This window comes from Polyangium jinanense (genome assembly GCF_028435265.1).
Classification (GTDB): Bacteria; Myxococcota_A; Polyangia; order Polyangiales; family Polyangiaceae; genus Polyangium; species Polyangium jinanense.
The window spans coordinates 32,599-49,757 of the sequence record NZ_JAGTJK010000041.1 but is presented as its reverse complement, the minus strand read 5'-3'; the positions used below and the strand labels follow the sequence as shown (position 1 = coordinate 49,757).

At 68.7% G+C, this 17,159-nt stretch carries 15 protein-coding genes; 8 read left to right on the top strand and 7 right to left on the bottom strand.

The features are described 5' to 3' along the window. The first annotated feature begins 17 nt into the window (after positions 1–17). Together malQ and KEG38_RS41100 are read left to right on the top strand one after the other, a co-directional pair. Positions 18–1,538, top strand: a complete 1,521-nt coding sequence (gene malQ / locus KEG38_RS41105; RefSeq protein WP_272425994.1) for a 4-alpha-glucanotransferase — start codon at positions 18–20, stop codon at positions 1,536–1,538. Next, complete coding sequence (locus KEG38_RS41100) at positions 1,535–1,954, top strand: TFIIB-type zinc ribbon-containing protein (protein WP_272425992.1); 420 nt, start codon at positions 1,535–1,537, stop codon at positions 1,952–1,954. The genes malQ and KEG38_RS41100 overlap by 4 nt, the downstream gene beginning before the upstream one ends. Before the next feature lie 151 nt (positions 1,955–2,105). Here KEG38_RS41100 and KEG38_RS41095 read toward each other — a convergent pair whose 3' ends face one another. Further along, a complete protein-coding gene (locus tag KEG38_RS41095; RefSeq protein ID WP_272425991.1) occupies positions 2,106–3,035 on the bottom strand; it encodes a hypothetical protein in 930 nt (309 codons plus the stop codon). 224 nt (positions 3,036–3,259) lie between these two features. On the opposite strand from KEG38_RS41095, the gene KEG38_RS41090 reads away from it, so the two are divergent. Both KEG38_RS41090 and KEG38_RS41085 read left to right on the top strand, forming a co-directional pair. Then, complete coding sequence (locus tag KEG38_RS41090) at positions 3,260–5,431, top strand: SBBP repeat-containing protein (RefSeq protein WP_272425989.1); 2,172 nt, start codon at positions 3,260–3,262, stop codon at positions 5,429–5,431. Between the two features lie 98 nt (positions 5,432–5,529). Further along, the gene (locus KEG38_RS41085) at positions 5,530–6,072 is read left to right on the top strand and encodes an inorganic diphosphatase (protein ID WP_272425988.1); all 543 of its coding nucleotides are present in this window, start codon (positions 5,530–5,532) and stop codon (positions 6,070–6,072) included. Positions 6,073–6,135: 63 nt separating this feature from the next. Here the strand turns inward: KEG38_RS41085 and KEG38_RS41080 are convergent, their stop codons facing one another. Continuing rightward, positions 6,136–6,999 (bottom strand): M57 family metalloprotease, encoded by an 864-nt coding sequence (locus KEG38_RS41080; RefSeq protein WP_272425986.1) that lies wholly within the window; start codon positions 6,997–6,999, stop codon positions 6,136–6,138. A 261-nt stretch (positions 7,000–7,260) separates the two neighbouring features. On the opposite strand from KEG38_RS41080, the gene KEG38_RS41075 reads away from it, so the two are divergent. After that, positions 7,261–7,908 (top strand): hypothetical protein, encoded by a 648-nt coding sequence (locus tag KEG38_RS41075; RefSeq protein ID WP_272425985.1) that lies wholly within the window; start codon positions 7,261–7,263, stop codon positions 7,906–7,908. On the opposite strand, the gene KEG38_RS41070 is transcribed toward KEG38_RS41075, so the two are convergent. After that, on the bottom strand, positions 7,905–9,143 hold the full coding sequence (locus KEG38_RS41070) for an LA_2272 family surface repeat-containing protein (protein WP_272425983.1): 1,239 nt from the start codon (positions 9,141–9,143) through the stop codon (positions 7,905–7,907). The genes KEG38_RS41075 and KEG38_RS41070 overlap by 4 nt on opposite strands. A 65-nt stretch (positions 9,144–9,208) precedes the next feature. Beyond that, positions 9,209–9,715, bottom strand: coding sequence for a hypothetical protein (locus KEG38_RS41065; protein ID WP_272425982.1), 507 nt, complete (start codon positions 9,713–9,715; stop codon positions 9,209–9,211). Between the two features lie 752 nt (positions 9,716–10,467). On the opposite strand from KEG38_RS41065, the gene KEG38_RS41060 reads away from it, so the two are divergent. Next, positions 10,468–10,848: a hypothetical protein gene (locus KEG38_RS41060; protein ID WP_272425981.1), complete on the top strand. Its 381-nt coding sequence runs from the start codon at positions 10,468–10,470 to the stop codon at positions 10,846–10,848. 10 nt (positions 10,849–10,858) lie between these two features. On the opposite strand, the gene KEG38_RS41055 is transcribed toward KEG38_RS41060, so the two are convergent. Next, positions 10,859–11,500 carry a hypothetical protein gene (locus KEG38_RS41055; protein ID WP_272425978.1) on the bottom strand — a complete coding sequence of 214 codons (642 nt, stop codon included), beginning with the start codon at positions 11,498–11,500 and terminating at the stop codon, positions 10,859–10,861. A 301-nt stretch (positions 11,501–11,801) separates the two neighbouring features. Between KEG38_RS41055 and KEG38_RS41050 the strand changes: the two genes are divergently transcribed. Both KEG38_RS41050 and KEG38_RS41045 read left to right on the top strand, forming a co-directional pair. After that, positions 11,802–12,167, top strand: coding sequence for a hypothetical protein (locus tag KEG38_RS41050; RefSeq protein ID WP_272425976.1), 366 nt, complete (start codon positions 11,802–11,804; stop codon positions 12,165–12,167). An 894-nt stretch (positions 12,168–13,061) separates the two neighbouring features. Then, on the top strand, positions 13,062–14,441 hold the full coding sequence (locus tag KEG38_RS41045; protein ID WP_272425973.1) for a cytochrome P450: 1,380 nt from the start codon (positions 13,062–13,064) through the stop codon (positions 14,439–14,441). Here KEG38_RS41045 and KEG38_RS41040 read toward each other — a convergent pair. Both KEG38_RS41040 and KEG38_RS41035 read right to left on the bottom strand, forming a co-directional pair. Beyond that, positions 14,409–14,789 carry a response regulator gene (locus KEG38_RS41040; RefSeq protein ID WP_272425971.1) on the bottom strand — a complete coding sequence of 127 codons (381 nt, stop codon included), beginning with the start codon at positions 14,787–14,789 and terminating at the stop codon, positions 14,409–14,411. The genes KEG38_RS41045 and KEG38_RS41040 overlap by 33 nt on opposite strands. A 7-nt stretch (positions 14,790–14,796) precedes the next feature. After that, a complete protein-coding gene (locus KEG38_RS41035; protein WP_272425970.1) occupies positions 14,797–17,136 on the bottom strand; it encodes an ATP-binding protein in 2,340 nt (779 codons plus the stop codon). Between the last annotated feature and the right edge of the window lie 23 nt (positions 17,137–17,159).

Here is a 17,159-nt window from a genome sequence, read left to right as displayed (position 1 = left end):
GATGAGGAGACGCTCGCATGACCCAGGCCCCTGACAAACCCCGCCGCGAGGCGGGCATCCTCCTGCACCCGACCTCCCTGCCCGGCCCCTACGGCATGGGGGATCTCGGCGCCTCTGCGCGGCGCTTCCTCGACTGGCTGGCCCAGGCCGGGCTCGGCCTCTGGCAGGTCCTTCCCCTCAACCCGACCAGCAACAACTGTCCCTACGTCTGCTGGTCCGCCTTCGCCGGCAACCCGCTGCTCGTCGACCTCGTCCGGCTGCACGAGGTCGGCCTGCTCGACGCCTCGGAGCTCGCGCACAACTTCACGCCCGCGAGCCTCGTCGACTTCGACGCCGTCCGCGCCTTCAAGGAGCCGCGCCTCGATCGCGCCGCCGAGCGCCTCCTCGGAAGCCCCGATCACCCGCTGCGCAAGCCTCTCGCCGCCTTCCGCGAGGCCGAGGCCTCGTGGCTCGAGGACTCCGCGCTCTTCTGGCTGCTCTCGCGCAGGAACGGCGGCAAGGCCTGGTGGGACTGGGAGCCCGCCCTGCGCGACCGCGAGCCCGCGGCCCTCGAGAAGGCCCGCGCTGAGTACGCGAAGGAGATCGAGCGCGAGATCGCCATCCTGTTTTTCTTTGAGCACCAATGGAGCGAGCTCCGCGCCTACGCACATTCGCGTGGCGTGCGGATCGTCGGCGACCTGCCGATCTACGTCGATCGCAACAGCGTCGACGTCTGGGCGCACCGAAACCTCTTCCACCTCGATGAGCTCGGCACGCCGCAGACGGTGTCGGGCGTGCCGCCGGACTACTTCAGCGAGACCGGCCAGCTCTGGGGCAACCCGATCTACCGCTGGGATCGCATGGCCGAGGACGACTTCGCCTGGTGGCGCGCGCGCCTCGGCCGCGTCCTCGCGCACACGGACATCGCCCGCATCGATCACTTCCGCGCGTTCGCCGCGTACTGGGAGATCCCGTTCGGCTCGCCCGACGCGCGCACCGGCCGGTGGGTGAAGGGCCCCGGGCTCGCGTTTTTCCAGGCGCTCGAGCGTCACGGCAAGATGCCGCTCGTCGCGGAGGACCTCGGCATGATCGACGAGGCCGTCCACGAGCTGCGCCGCGCCGCGGGCCTGCCCGGCATGCGCGTCCTGCAGTTCGCGTTCGGCGGCGACGCGGACAACACGCACCTGCCCCATAACCACGAGCCGGACAACGTCGTCTACCCGGGCACGCACGACAACGACACCACGGTGGGCTTCTGGAACGCGGCCCCGCCGCACGTGCGCCACCACGTGCAGCGTTACCTCCGCGTGAGCGGCCAGGACATCGCCTGGGACTTCATCCTCGCCGCGTTCGCCTCCACCGCGAACACCGCGATCATCCCCATGCAGGACGTGCTCTCGCGCGGCAGCGAAGCGCGCATGAACAACCCCGCCACGACCCGCGACAACTGGCGCTTCCTGCTGCACGGCGACGTCTTCCGTCGCGAGACGGCCCTGCGCCTGCGCGAGCTCGCCGATCTTTACGGACGCCTCGCCGAGCCACCTGGAGCCGCGCGATGAGCGAGCAGTACCGCCTCGCCTCCCCGCAGTGCCCGCTCTGCGGCGGCCTGCTCCAGGAGCGATTGACCGGCGGCGTGGTCGTCGACGTCTGCGCCGACTGCCATGCCGTGTGGATCGACTGGTTCGACGGCGACGTCTCCAGCGTCGCCGCCGCCGTCGAGGTCCGCCCGGCGATCCCGCAGTCGCACCCCGGCGCGCGGATCTGCCCGCGGTGCCGGGACACGCTCGCGCCTGAGCATCTGCGTGGCCACGGCCCCGAGATCCTCCGTTGCCCCGGCTGCGCCGGCGTCCTCGTCCCTTCGACCAAACTCGCCGAGGTCGTAGCCCTCGGCCCCGTCGACGACACGACTCCCCCGACGCCAGAAGAGGGCCTCTTCCGACGCATGCTCAACGCAATACGCTCCCTCGGAGCTTGAGAGATCCCGAGCGCTGCCGATGTGCCTTTGCATCGACCGCATCGCGGTCGATGCACCAGCGGTCCAGGGCTTGCCCTGGTCCGGGTGCAGGGGCGGACAGCCCCTGCTCGGGCCCGGGGTGAAACCCCGGCGCTACGCTGTCGATCAGATCCTACTTCGGCGGCGGCTCGACTGGCGCGAACGTCGTCGAGCCGGCGCCCCAGAACACGAGGCTCGCGGAGCCGCCCGGGATCGGGATCTCCTTCGTCGTGATCCCGTTTCCGCTTGGGTCGAATGTCACTTCGAAGAGCTGCCCCGAGTCGCTGAAGCCGTAGACGCTGCCGGCCCAGAACGCGATTCCGAAGACGTCCTCGTACGGCACGGAGCCCCAGTTCTTGATCAGCGCTCCCGTCTTCGGGTTCACCTCGACCAGGCAGTCGTTGCAGCTGTTGCCCTTCACCGTGAGGTACGTCCCGCCGCCCTTCACCGATACGATGTCGCCGCTCGACGTGTACCCGCCCCCGATCGAGCCGACCGTCGTCATCTGCCCGTTCGTCGTGTCGATCCGGACGTAGGTCGAGCCCTGGTAGCCGACGAGCACCTCGTGGTTCGGATCGAGGGTCCCGGCGGGCACGAACGAGAGCGAGTTCGGGTAGCTGCCGCTTGCGATCTCCGTGCACTTCGCGGTCGTCTTGTCGATCCAGTAGAGCCCGGAGAAGCTCGTCCCGATGATCTTCGAGTCCTTGTCGATCGCGATGTCGATGACCTCCCCGCAGCCCTCGAAGTAGTCCACGATCGAGACCTGCTTCGTGTAGGGCTCGAGTTTGTAGAGCCGATCGGGGCTGTGCCCGAACACCTCGCCCGGCAGCTCGGGGTCGGGTGTGCCGCCGTCGGTCGGGAATTCGAACCCGCCCACGCCGTCCCCACCGCCCTGCCCGGCCGATCCTCCCTGCCCCCCCGACCCGGCCGATCCGCCCTGCCCCGCGACGCCTCCTTCGCCGCCGGCGCCGAACGTGCCGCTTGTCTCGGCCGCGCAACCGTACACCAGCGCCGAGACGGCGATCAGGGCGAACCAGGAAGGACGCAAGGAAGCTCTTCGCATGGGCAAAACTCCACGAAATTCGGCGTCTTCGCGAGCGCCGATGCTGGAACGTAGGAGACCAGACCCCCTTCCGGGCGTCAAGGAGCGCTCCGGGCACGATTTCCGTCGTGAATCCAGCCAGAACCGGCGGGAAGCGGCCGGGGTATTGTGGATGGCCTTGCATTCGGTAATGTGACGGAAACTCGGGATCATTCCCCTCGGTCCACGCCGGAGGCTCCACCACCATGCTTCGCCGATCGCGACTCCTTTCTCTTTCTTTCTCCACGATCACGCTCGCCCTGCTCAGCGCCGTCGCCGGCTGCGGCGAACCCACCCCGAACACCACGGGCGGCGCCCAGGGCGGCGCCGGCGGCACCGGAGGTACCGGTGGCGAGGGCGGCCAGGGCGGCGGCGGCCAGGGTGGCCAAGGCGGCCAGGGCGGCCAGGGCGGCCAGGGCGGCCAGGGCGGCGGCCAGGGTGGCCAAGGCGGCATGGCTGGCTGCACCATCGGCACGACGCAGACCTGTTACTTTGGGCCCGACGGCACCGAGGGCGTCGGCGCCTGCAAGGCCGGCGTGCAGACGTGCGAGCCGAACGGCGCGTGGGGCGCGTGCGTCGACGAGGTCCTGCCCGCGGCCGTCGAGACCTGCAACGGCGCCGACGACGACTGCAACGGCGCGGTCGACGACAACCCGAGCTGCGTCTGCCAGCCGGGCGAGATGATGGACTGCTACGACGGCCCGCAGGGCACGGCCGGCGTGGGCGTCTGCGTGATGGGCAAGGCCACCTGCGCGCCCGACGGCCAGTCCTACGGCGCGTGCCAGGGCCAGGTCATGCCCTCGGCCGAGGTCTGCAACATGCTCGACGACGACTGCGACGGCACGGTCGACGACGGCATCGGCTGCGCTTGCACGCCGAACACGACCGAGACCTGTTACACCGGGCCGAACAACACGGCCGGCGTCGGCGTGTGCAAGGCCGGCACCCACACCTGCCTCCCCGACGGCACGGCCTACGGCGCCTGCATGGGCGAGGTCCTCCCCTCGGTCGACAACTGCGCCTCGCCGGCGGATGAGGACTGCAGCGGCGCGGCGCTCGCTTGCACGGGCAACCACATCGCGAGCAAGGGGCTCGGCGACGCCTCGAACCAGATCGGCACGGACGTCGCGGTCGACGCCCAGGGCAACGTCTACGTGATCGGCAACCTCGAGGGCACGATCGACTTCGGCGGCGCCATCGGCGCGCTCACGAGCGCAGGCAGCACGGACGTCCTCGTCGCGAAGTACGATCCCACGGGCACCGTCCTCTGGGCGAAGAAGTACGGCAACGCCTCGACCCAGATCGGCAACGGCATCGCCGTCGACGGTGCGGGCAACGTGTACGTCACGGGCGCCTTCCAGGGCGCGATCAGCTTCGGCGGAGCTAACGTCACGAGCGCGGGCGGCGACGATCTCTACGTCGCCAAGCTCGACACGACCGGCGGCCACGTCTGGACGAAGACTCTCGGTAACACCGTGACCCAGCAGGGCACGGACGTTGGGGTCGACGCCCAGGGCTCGGTCTACGTGACCGGCCACTTCTCGGGCGACCTCCCCTTCGTCGGGGTCATCGCCAACCAGGGGGGCTTCGACGTGTTGCTCCTCAAGTACTCGAGCACCGGCAACCCGGTCTGGGGCAAGGGCTTCGGCGGCACGGGCACGCAGTACGGCTATGAGATCGCGGTGACCCCCGTGGGTCAGGTGACGCTCGTCGGCGCCTTCCAGGAGAGCGCCAACTTCGGCGGCGCAGCGCCGCTCACGAGCGCGGGCGACTACGACATCGTGGTGGCTCAGTACGACCAGGCCGGCGGACACCTGTGGAGCAAGGGCTTCGGCGACGCCTCGGAACAGCGCGGGCTCGCCGTGGCCGTCGATCCCACCGATGGCGACGTGGTCGTCACGGGCGAGCTTGCCGGTTCGGTTTCGTTCGACGGCGGCAACACCACGCTCACGAGCGCGGACGGCACGGGCAACGTCGACGGGTTCTTGGCCAAGTTCGATTCTGCGGGCAACCACGCCTGGAGCAAGAGGTTCGGCAGCACGGGCGCACAGCGCGGCAAGGGCCTCGCGATCGACATCTTCGGCAACATCGTGATCACGGGCGAGTTCTTCGGCCAGATCGACCTCGGCGGCGGCGTGGTCCCGAGCGCGGGCGGGCGCGACGCCTTCGTGGGCAAGCTCAATCCGAACGGCGGGTCGCTTTGGCTCAAGCGGTACGGCAGCGGCATGCTGACGAGCCAGGCGGGCGAGGCCGTCGCGGTCGACCCGCTGACGAACATCTGGGTGACGGGCAGCTTCGAAAGCGTCATCGATTTCGGCGGCGGCCCCTTCACCTCCGCCGGTGGAATCGACATGTTCCTCGCGAAGCTCTTGCCCTGAGTTCCTCCTCCCGGGGGGTTCGCTCCGGCGAACCCCTCCGTTTTCCGCTCGGGGCCACGCTCGGACGAGCCGAGCTACGCCCCCAACCCCCCAGGATCATGCACCCTCTTCACGATATTCACGTCGTCCCTTCCGCCATCGCCGAGTTCGTCCCTGCGGTCATCGAGATCCCGCGTGGATCCAAGCTCAAGTACGAGCTCGACAAGCGCACGGGCCTGCTCATGCTCGACCGCGTCCTCTACTCGTCGGTCCACTACCCTGCGAATTACGGGTTCATCCCGCAGACACACGCCGGCGACGGCGATCCGCTCGACATCCTCGTCTTGATGCAGGAGCCCGTGCATCCCCTGACGATCGTGCGTGCCCGGCCGGTCGGCGGGTTTCGCATGCGGGACGACAAGGGCGTCGACGACAAGATCGTCGCCGTGGCCGTCGACGATCCTGCGTATGCCCATTACGAGGAGGCGACGGAGCTCCCGCCGCACGTCCTCGCCGAGATCCGGCGGTTCTTTCAGGACTACAAGATCCTCGAGGGCAAGATCAGCGAGGTCGACGACCTCTACGATCGCAAGCGCGGGCTCGAGGTGATTGCCGAGTCCATCGCGACCTACCGGAAGGACGCGGCCTGGGGCAAACCCTGAAATGAAAAAGGGGTCCCGGCGCGTGCCAGGACCCCTTCCCGTTTCCCTCGATCTCTCAGCCGATCACTTGTTGCCCTTGCCGCCGCCGCCGCTGCCACCGGTGCCGCCGCTGCCCGGGGCGCCGTAGAGCGCGGCCGCGCCTGCCTTGTCCTGGCTCGTCAGGGTGAGCGCCCACGAGTTCGTCCCATTGCACTGCGGGTAGTGCATGACGGAGCCCGAGTCGTAGGGCGTGAGGCCGCGCCAGTTGTTGTCCTCGAAGCAGACGCCGGCCTCGGGGCGCGTGTGCTCGTGCCGGAAGCCGAGCGCGTGGCCGAGCTCGTGGCGCAGCACGCCGTCGAGCGAGATGCCTTGCGACGTGAAGGCCGTGTTGTCGATGAGCACGTTGCGGCCGTTGCGGCTCGTGTTCGGGAAGAACGCGCGCGCGAGGTATTGCCCGCCCACGTTCACCGGACGAACATCGAAGATCACGTTCTTGTTTTGCGCCGAGCAGTTCGCGTCCTGATCGCTCTTGTGAACGAAATTCACGTTCGCGGCGCCTTCCCAGGCGCTCGTGGCCGTGTTCATCGCATTCACGACGGCGCTGTAGCGGCTGCCGAAGCCCGTGCTGATGCAATACGTGATGTTCAGCGCCGTCGCCGAATCCCACTTCACGTCGCTGCCACCCGAGGTCATGACCGCGAGCGCGCCCTGTTGCACGTGCTCGAGGTAAAACGCTTCGAGCTCGGCTTCGCTGAACATCGGCGTATCACCGTCGACGATGTAAACGCCCGTGTCCGGCTCCTGATAGGCGTTCGCTTGGAACTCCTCCCAGGTGATCCCCATTCCGACGTTCTCGAGGTCCACCGGCTCGCCGTTTTCGGCGACGCAGCCGGTCGCGAGCGCAGCAGAGAGAGCGAGCAATCCGTACACGAGGCCAAGCTTCTTCATGGGCGACGACTCCTTGTTCCGATTCGTGACCATCCCGGACAGCGCGAAGGTCTACCAGGATCGGAAAGACACGTCGATATGGTAATTTTTGTGACCGGTGCTTGAAAATGTCCGGTCGGAGCGTCGTAATGGTGCGGAGGAAGTGGCAAGGGGAGTGACCGGCTTGCCACCTTGTCTCCTCGAACCCTGCACCCTAACTCCTCGGAGGCCACGGAACGTTCGGCGTTCCTCGGGCGTCCATCGTTCGAGGCCGAGGTCACGATGGAGATCGTCATTCTGGTTGTGGGATTCCTGCTGCTCCCGTCGCTGCTGTACATGGTGGGGCGTGTCTGGGGGCGCGACGTGTGGGGGCTTGTCCTTTCGCGTTACGAGAAGCGCGGCGGAAGCGCGTACCGCGCCGCCGAGGTGCCGGTCTGGGTCGCCGGCAAGGCGCCGCGCTCGGTGAAGGCGGCCGCGATCACGAGTTTTCTGCTCGGACAGATGGTCATTCCGGGGGCGCTCGCGGCGCTCGTCGGGCTCGTCATCAGCCTGGAGATGCTCGGCAGGCCCGTCGAGGCCATGGAGCCCGTGGTCCTCATCCTCACGCTCTCGGCGCCGAGTGGCCTCTTCGTGGCGGGCTCGCTGCTCGGGCTCGGCCTCCTCTTGCTCCGCCGCGGCCCGAACGCGGCCGCGCGGGCCCGCTGGGTCGGTCGCTGGTCGGTGATTCACAACGTCCTTCTGGTCGCGACGCTCCTCGTCGTGTGTGGCCCGAAGCGCGATATCGTGCCGATCCTCGTGTATGCGTGCGTCTCGCTCGCGCACGCGGCGCTGCTCTTCGTCGCGGCGAGGGCGCTCGACGCCCACGACCTCGCGCAGGCCGGAGAAAACCTGCCCTCACCGGGCGAGACGGCCACCGCGGCCGCCGGTTAAAGCTCGATTCCGGCCGTTCCCTCCGGCAGGATCGAGAACCGGAGCGTCTCCGATCCCTGCACCGCCATCGCCACCCCGCCCCCGACGAACGGCACGAGCCGTTTGGCAATCTCGAACGAAAAGAGCACGCGCGCTTTGTACAGCTCGTCGTGCGTCGTGAGCGGCACGCCCTCCGCGAAAAGCCGGTTGCCGCCGAGATCCCCGGCCAGCGCGAATCCTTCCGCAATCGGCACGCGCGCGCCCAGCGTGAGCCCCGCTGTGAACGCCGCTTGCCGTTTTCCCTCCGGCAGCGGTCGATTGTGGAGGCCGATCCCGAGGATCGAGTATGCGTAAGCGCTCGCGAATTTGACCCCGATGTTCGCGAAGATCGAATTCGACCCCCAGATCACGGGGTGCACCCCGCCGCGCCGCGGGATCGGCACGAGGCCGAGCGACTCGCCTTCGAGTTTGTCGGTGACGTTGAGGACCCCCACCTGCACGCCCTTGATCCGCCGCGCCACGTTGATGAGCCCGATCTGCACGCCGCGCACCTCGGCCGAGACGTTCACGATTCCGAGCTGCAGGCCGTCGACCCGCCCGATGTTCGTCCCGCCCGCGATTTGCAGCCCGCGGACCTTTCCGCGCGCGACCGAGACGAGCCCGCCGGCGAGGACGCCGTCGACGTCGGCGTACACGTAACTCGCCATTCCTGCGAGCGCGACGCCGGTCATCCGCCCGCTCGTCCACCCCATGAGCCCCGCGACCTGCGCGCCCGCGAAATCGCCACGCGCAATGGAGAAGATGCCATCGATCTGGAGCCCCTCGGCGCGGCCCTCGACGACGTGCGCGAGCCCGATCTGCGCGCCCCGCATATCGTATCCGACCCAGCCGACGGGCCCGATCTGCAAGCCGCCGAGATAACCGATCCGGCCGAGCATGAGCGCGATGTCGAGGTGCGTGAAGACGTCCGGCGCCCCGAGGTTGGTGCTCATCGGATACAAGAACCCGACGTTGACAGGGCGGTACGGAACGGACTGGGGCGACGGAGGCGGAGGCTCCTCGACGACGACGGGAGGCGGATACTCCGGGTCGGGAATGGGCGCGGGCGCGGGCGCGGGAATGGCGACGGGATCGGATGCGGATGCGGGAGCGGGTTCGTCCGCGGCCGCGGGGGCGCCGAGCAGGCCGAGGACGAGCGCGGCGGCCGCGGCGAGCGTTCTCCTGGCGGGGGCGTTGGGGGCGGGACGCGGCATCATGGCGCGTCATCGAGCCTAGCTGGTTTCGAGCGCATCGCGAAGGGGGGTGACATGACGGTCGGGCGTCACCGACCGCTCGGCGTGGTCGTCACGGTGATGGGCGCGGACGGACGCTTGTAGAGCTTCAGGATCTCCTTTACGTCTTCGAGGGAGAGCACCTGGAGCTTCACCTGCGAGAGGACTTCGTCGTCCGGCACGCCCGAACGCATGAGCACCACGCAAAATGCATCCTTCTTGGCCTCGGGCGTGAGGTTCCGATTCGAGCAATAGGCGGTGTACGCCTCCGCCATGCCCTCGTAGACGCGAATTTCGCGGTCCGGGTCCGCGTCGCGCTTGAAGTCGTCGATCCACTTCTCGAGCGGCATCGGGTCCACCTCGCGGAAGGTCTCTTGCAGCTTCTTGATGCGCTCCATCTGGTCGTCGGACAGCTTCTCGTGTCGGACGGGGCCGAGGCGCAGTGAGGCTGGGTCGAAGTTCGCAGGCAGGCGGTTCGGACGCTTGAATCGATACGCGACCAGGAACGGAAGCAGCAACAACAGCGCGGCGATCGCGACGAAGAGGGTGGAATCCACGACGGATATTGTAACGGAATTCACCGCGCTCCTGTCAAGCGCGCATGGCGAGCGGTTCGAGCGTGGCTGAGCATTGGTCTCATCTTGGGAGGCGCTGCGCTGGGGCGTTGCCCCAGGCCCCACCGGGGCTATCCGCCCCTGGACCAGGACCCGTGCAAGCGCTGGACCCGGGGTCGATGAACTGCGCGACGCGCAGTTCATCGCAGCGCCTTTCACCCCCTCTCCGCCGCGCGAGCAGGTCCCTCGGCCTCCGTCATCGGTCTTCGACCCCGTTCCCGCAAGTCGCGGGACCTCCGGATCGGTGTGGGAACCCGTTCGCGCAGGTCCCGGGACCTCCCGGATCGATGTTGCGCTCCGTTCGCGCAGGTCCCGGGACCTCCCGGATCGATGTTGCGCTCCGTTCCCGCAGGTCCCTCGACCTCCCGGGTCGGAGCTTGAAACCGTTCCCGCAGGTCCCGGGACCTTCCCAAGCTGTATCGTGTCGACGCCGCTGCGCTGGGGCGTCGCCCCAGCACAGCGCCTCCCTGATGAGACCAATGCTCAGCCGCCGCGCGGAGAGGGGGTCGGGGGGTGAGGTTCTGGGGCCGACGACGCCTGTGGACGGGGCCGACGACGCCTGTGGAACACCCTCTGAGGGAGCCTCGCCCGCCGAGGGATGCCTCGGCGCGCCGGTGGATCGGCGACTTGCAACGGGAGTCGTTCCTCGTGCAGAATGGGCCCTCCGGACTTCCTTGCCGGGACGTGGAGGCGCGATGAGCTGGGAGGCGGCGACGGAATCGGAGAACGGCAGACCGGCGAAGCACGGGCAAGGGCTCGTCCTCGACCTCTGCGCGGTCTGCGTCCCGATTGCCGCGATCGTCGTCTACGTCCTCTTCTTCAAGCCGCCCTCCGAGGTCCTGCGACATCTCGACGGCGCGTCGCTCGTCGCCCGAAAGGAACACACGCTCGAAGCGGCGACGCGCGCCGCCGAAGAAGCGGAGAAGGCGAAGGACGATGAGCTGCGGGCAGCCCTGGAGGAGCAGCTCCGAGAACTGAAGGCGTCCGGCAAGCCAACTGGATGCGGTGGGGCTCAGATACCGTCGAGAGGGCCCTGCGACTGCGAGCCGGGTGATCCGCTCTGCTCGTGCTTGTAGACGCAGCCCGCTACACCCCCGTCGGGGTCGACCGCGCCCCGCGCAGGAGCCTCGTGATCCCCCAGAACACCCAGCGAACGCCGAGGCACGCCGCGAAGATCGCGGCGATGAGCGTCGCCGCCACCGCCAATCCGCCGAGGTAGCTCAGGCGCCAATCGTCGGGCGGGATGGCCTTGCGCGCGTGGTCGCAAGGGCCGTCGAGGGTGCACGTCGGATCGAACAAGACCGCAGCATGGTGGAGGCCGATCCCGACGAGACCGAGCAGAGAGGCCGCAAAAAAGACCACGGCGAAGAGGAGCGAAAGCCACGCCGTAAAGCGGAAGAACGCGCCTTCCTTCCGGCGCGGGACGAGCAGGGCCAGACCGACGACCCCGGTCGTCCACTGCATGACTTGGACCGCGAGCTCGGCCATCGCCTTGTTTGAGGCATGCGCGGAAATCCCGCGCGCTGGGCCCGTCACGCCATTCCAGAGCCCGGCCACGCGCAGCAAGTAATCCTTCTGGATCGCCCACGCCGCGACGCCGAACGCCACGCCGAGGGCCAGGAGCCCGAGGACGATCACCGCCGGCCGGATCCGATCGATCACGGCGCTGATTCGCGCGATCCCGCCGATCGGTTGGCTCGCGGCGAATCGTGCCTCGATTTCGGGCATTCTTCCGCCTGCGTAGCAGCCGCGAGACGCCGGCACAAGCATGGAAGGCGAGCCCGGAGAGGCCGAACACGTAGGCCGCCGCCTTCCGGAGATCGTTCTTCCAAGGGTGGCCGAGGAGCCGCCATCGCGGGGCGAAGGATCGGCCATCGCCGCCGGCATTCGCGCGTCGGTCGTGGACACACGCCGGCGAGTGTCCCATGTCATCCGTGGGTGCGATCGGCAGAGCGGGGGCCGGCTCGCACGAGCCTGGCCTCGAAGCTCGTAGGGCCGATCGTGCACCGTTGAAAGCAAGGAGGACGCGATGCTGAAAAGAACACGGTTCGTTGCGCTGGGGTTCGTGGCTTTCCTCGCGGTTTCAAAAGATGCCTCGGCCCAGTGCGTCCAGACGGTGGAAATCCACAATGCAACGGAGGACCGCCGGAACTTCTCCCTCGCGTGCGGGACGAGCTCCTCTTCCAACTTCTCGCTCGAACCCAACGAGACCCACAAGTACACTTGCACGTCGAGCCATTCGTGCGGCAGTGACACGGGCATGTACATCTCGTTCGCTCCCTCGTCCCGCCCGGGTGTCCGAAGAAAGCACTACCAATTGTACGACAAAATGACCTACAATTTCGGGATGGTCGGGAACGACATCGACTTGTTCCCGATGGTGTGGAGCCGGTAGCAGAACGTCGCGGCGTTCCGGTTGCCTACCCGAGGGAGAACCTCGCGCACGTGGACTTGGTGCAATCGTATCTATCTGGGCTTCGTGCACGTGTACTCTTTCCGACCGGAGCCCAGGTATTCGACGTATGTGCATTCCCAGCCGTTTCCCGATTTGTAGGAGTGGCATGACGCATCGCAGACTTCACCTGGCATGCAAAGGCCCGTGCAATACGGCCCAGTCACCGGCCCAGGCAGCGCGTTCCACAGGTTCCTCGCCCTTCTACCGGTGACGCTGACGTCCGCGTGGAGGCTCGACGCCGCGAACACCACCGTGAGCCCGACCATACACGCGAGTTTCTTCATGGCTCTCCTCCTCCTCACCGCTGTCCATAGAACAGGAAGGGGCCGTCAGTAAGCTTTCGAGGCCCCTCGGTCGCCGCGGAAGAGGAGGCCGTCGTTGGCGCTTCGGCGCGTCCCCCTCCTTCCAATCAGCTGAGCATTGGTCTCATCTGAGAGCCGCTGCGCTGGGGCGTTGCCCCAGGCCCCACCGGGGCTATCCGCCCCTGGACCCGGACCAGCGCAAGCGCTGGACCTTTGGTCGATGAACTGCGCGATGCGCAGTTCATCGAACAGGCCGAGTCAAGACCAAGGCGACCCTGCCAACCAAGACCGCCGCGACTGGCAACGCTGTCCCCCAACGGGCCCGTTGGAAGAACTGCGCGAAGCGCAGTTCTTCCACCCTCGGTCCAGGCCGTGCCTGGTCCGGGTCGAGGGGCGGATAGCCCCCGCGGGGTCCGGGGCGGCGCCCCGGCGCGGCGGCCCCAGCCCAAGAAGAGACCAATGCTCAGTTCCAATCACTCGCGTTTGCGTTTACGTTTGCGCCTCCGCCTCCGCTTCCGGCTACGATGACGCCATGTCGTCCGCCGCTCCTCTCCCGCCCATCGCCCCCGGCGCCCTCCCCCTCGCCGGCCACACCATCGCTTACCGCGCCGATCCCCTCTCCTTCCTGATGTCCCTCGCCGCGCGCGGGCCCATCGTCGGCATGCGCCTCGGCCCCATCGAGGCCTTCCTCGTCCGCGAACCCGACGACATCGAGCGCGTCCTCGTCACCGAGCATCGCCGCTTCTGGAAAGACCGCATGACCCGCGGCCTCGGCCGGGTCCTTGGCGATGGCCTCCTCACGAGCGAAGGCGACATATGGCTCCGCCACCGCCGCCTCCTCGCCCCCGCATTCCACCGCGAGCGCATTGCCGCCTATGGCAACGACATGGCCCTCGCTGCCGAGCGCTTCGCCCTCGCGCGGGAGCCCGGCGAGGTCCGCGACCTCCACGCCGACATGATGCGACTCACCCTCGAAATCGTCGGCAAGGCCCTCTTCGCCAGCGACGTCGGCCCGCGCGCCGCCGACGTCGCCCGCGCCCTCGACGTCGTCGTCGATCGATTCGGCGACGGCTTGATCACCCTCTTCCCCTGGCTCGAGCACCTCCCGCTGCCCGACAATCGCCGCACCCGCGAGGCCATTGCCACCCTCGACGACGTCCTGCTCGGCGTCGTCCGTGCCCGGCGGGCGCGCGGCGGCGGCGGCTCCGATCTGCTCTCCATGCTCCTCGCTGCCGAGGACGACGCGGGCCGCGGCCTCTCCGATCGCGAGATGCGCGACGAGCTCATGACCCTCTTCCTCGCGGGCCACGAGACCACGGCCCTCGCCCTCTCCTACGCGTTCGTCCTGCTCTCGCAACATCCCGACGTGGAAGCCCGCCTCCGCGCCGAGATCGACGCGAACCTCGGCGACGCGCTTCCCAGCACGGAAAACCTCGCGCGCTTGCCATTCACGCGCGCCACGATCCTCGAAACCTTGCGCCTGTATCCGCCCGCGTGGGCCATCGGCCGCGAGGCCATCGAAGAGACCTCGCTCGGCGGCTACCGCATCCCCAAGGGGACCCAGCTCTGGATCAGCCAGTGGGTGAACCACCGCGACGCCCGTTATTTCCCCGAGCCCGAGCGCTTCCTCCCCGATCGCTGGCTCGGCGGCCTCGAACGCGCCTTGCCCCGCTTCGCCTACTATCCCTTCGGCGGCGGGCCGCGCATCTGCATCGGCAACCAGTTTTCCCTCCTCGAAGCCACCATCGTCCTCGCCACGATCCTCCGCCGCGTCCGCGTTCGCCTTCTCGAACGGCGCCCGCCCGCGTTCGCGCCGATGATCACCCTCCGCCCCAAGGGCCCGATCGTCGTCGCCTACGAGCCCGCGCGGAAGCCCGCGCTACTTCGCGCGCCCGTTTCGTTCGTTCCCTGACGCGACCTCGTCCACCGCCGAAAGCAGCGGTTCGAGCCCCACCGGCTTGTGCAAGACACGCGTCAGTCCGAGCGATGCCATCGGCTCGACCGCCCGTGATCCCGCCGCCGTCATCACCACGACCGGCACCTCCGCGATCTCCGGATCGGCCCGCTGCGCCCGTCGAAATTGCTCCCCGTTCATCACCGGCATCATCAGGTCGAGCAGAATCAAGTCCGGCAGCGGTCCATCGTGCAGCCGCGACAGCGCCTCCGCGCCGTTGGCCGCCTCGAGAACACGATACCCCTCTTCCGCGAGGACCATCGTGACCGTTCGGCGAAGATCCTCGTCGTCGTCCACCACCAGCACGCAGCGGCTAGCTCCCGCCAACGTCCTGGCCCTCCACCGCGGGCGCCGCGCTGCGGACGAGTGGCAGGCACACCGTGAACGTCGCGCCTTGCCCCTCGATCGAGGCCACCCTCACGTGGCCCCCCATCTGTTCCACGAACTGCCGCACGATCCACAGCCCGAGCCCGAAGCCGCCGTAATGGCTCGCCGGCACCGCTCGCTCGAACCGCTCGAAGATCCGCGCCTGCGCATCCGCCGGAATGCCGATGCCCCGATCCTTCACCACGAGCTCGGCCTGGCCCTGGCGCGCCGCCACCTCCACCGTCACCGGCCGCCCCGCGCCGTACTTGATCGCGTTCGTCAGCAGGTTCGTCACGACCTGATCGAGCCGTCCCTCGTCCCATTGCCCCACGACCCCCACTTCCGCCCGCACCTCGATCATGCTCCCGGCCGCCGCCGCCTGAATCGCAAGCCGCTCCGCCACCCGACGCACGAGCTCCCCGAGATCCGTCTCCGCGAACGAAAGCGAGAGCTTGCCCGACGAGAGCTGCGAGACGTCGAGGAGCTGATCCACGAGCGCGACACACCGCTCCACCTGCCGCATGGCCATCTCGATCCGCGGCATCGCATCCGTCCGGCTGAGCCCGCCCTCCCCGCTCCGCGTCGTGGCCCGCTGCAGCGCCTCCAGCGTCAACCGCAGCGTCGCGATCGGCGTGCGCAGCTCGTGTGACGCGACCGAGAGGAAATCGTCCCGCGCGCGCAGGGCCGCCCGCAGGTCCGCGGCGAGCCGCGCGAGGTCCGCCGCCTGCCCGAGCACGATGCCCACGACGGCCGCGCGCAGCGCGCTCGCGGCCTCGATCTCCCACGGCTTCCAGGGGTCCGCGCACCCCCGCACCGTCTGCCGCCAGACCTCGAACGAGCGGCGCGGCTCGATCCGCATCGTGCGCGGATCCCGCGACGCCACCTTGCGCGGATCCCCGCCCCACGAGACCGTTCGTTCGATCTCCGGCCGGAACCACAAGGACATCGTCCGCCCCTCCGAGCTGAACGACGTCACGAGCAGCCCGCTCGCCACCGCCGCGAGCCCCCGCGCGAGCGGCAGCTGCGCCCCGAGCGAGTCCGTCGCGAAGATCGGCTCCTTCATCACCTCCCGCAGCCATGTCGCGATCCTCCGCACGTCCTCCGCCGCGGGCGTCACGCCGGCCGTCGCCACCTGCGACTCGTCCACCACGGCCACGCCCGTCGCCTCGACGAACCCAAGCAGCGCCCCCACCTGCCCGAGCATGCCCTTCTCGGCCTCGCCCTTCCCCGGCGCCACCCGGCTCGACGTCCCGAGCCGCGCCGTGACCTGCTCGACGTAGTGGTGCGCGAGCGTGCTCGCGCGGAGCTTCTGTTCTGCCGCTTCTTTTTGATCGAGCACCTCGATCTGGAACGACACCACGCGCCCGAGCACCTCGCACATGCCGCGCTGGGCCGGCACGAGCAGCCGGGGCGCGCGGTGATGACACGCGACGAGCCCGAACAGCTCTCCCCCGCGGAGGAGCGAGATCGACATGGACGCGGTGACCCCCATGTTGCGGAGGTACTGCACATGCACGGGCGACACGCTGCGCAGCCACGCGTCGCTCAAGTCGAGCGGGCGGCCCGTCCGCGGGTTCTCCGGCGGCACGAGGGGCGAAGAAGCCGCCTCCACGTCCCGGATGCACCGCACCAGGTTTTTCGCGTACAGACGCCGCGCCTGGGCGGGAATGTCCGAGGCCGGATAATGCAAGCCGAGGTACGGCTCGAGCTCCGGCTCGCGCGCCTCCGCGATCACCTCGCCGTGCAGGTCGTCGTGGAACCGGTAGATCATCACCCGGTCGTAGCCCGTGAGCGTCTTGATCTCGGTGGCCATGCTCCGCAGCAAGTCGAGGACCGTCCGCGCCCCGGACAGACGCGCGAGGACGAACTGCAGTGTGCCCGAGGTCCGGCTCTCCTCGGGCGGACCCGCCGTCTCGAGCTCGAGCACGACGAGCCCCTCGGAGCGGTGGAGCATCACGGTGAACGCGAGCCCCGCGAAGCGCAAAAAGAGCGGGCTCTCCTTGCGGAGCGAGGATTGCCGAAGGGCGCGCTCGAAGAGATCCCACGACCCCGGATCGAGGAACGCCCGGAGGGGCTGACCGAGGAGCGCGCGCGCGTCCACGCCGACGAGGGCGCGGGTGTTCTCGCTCGCCTGCACCACCCGCAAATCGTCCTCGCGCACCGCGAGAAGCGCGCCGTGCGGCTGCACGGCGCCCGGAACGTGGATGGCTTCCCGCGCGCACTCCTCGAGCGCGGAGGCCCCCATGTCGAGCGCCTCGGCCCCGATGTCGACCTCGCCCGTCGTCACGATTCAAGCCTCCCGTTGGCGAA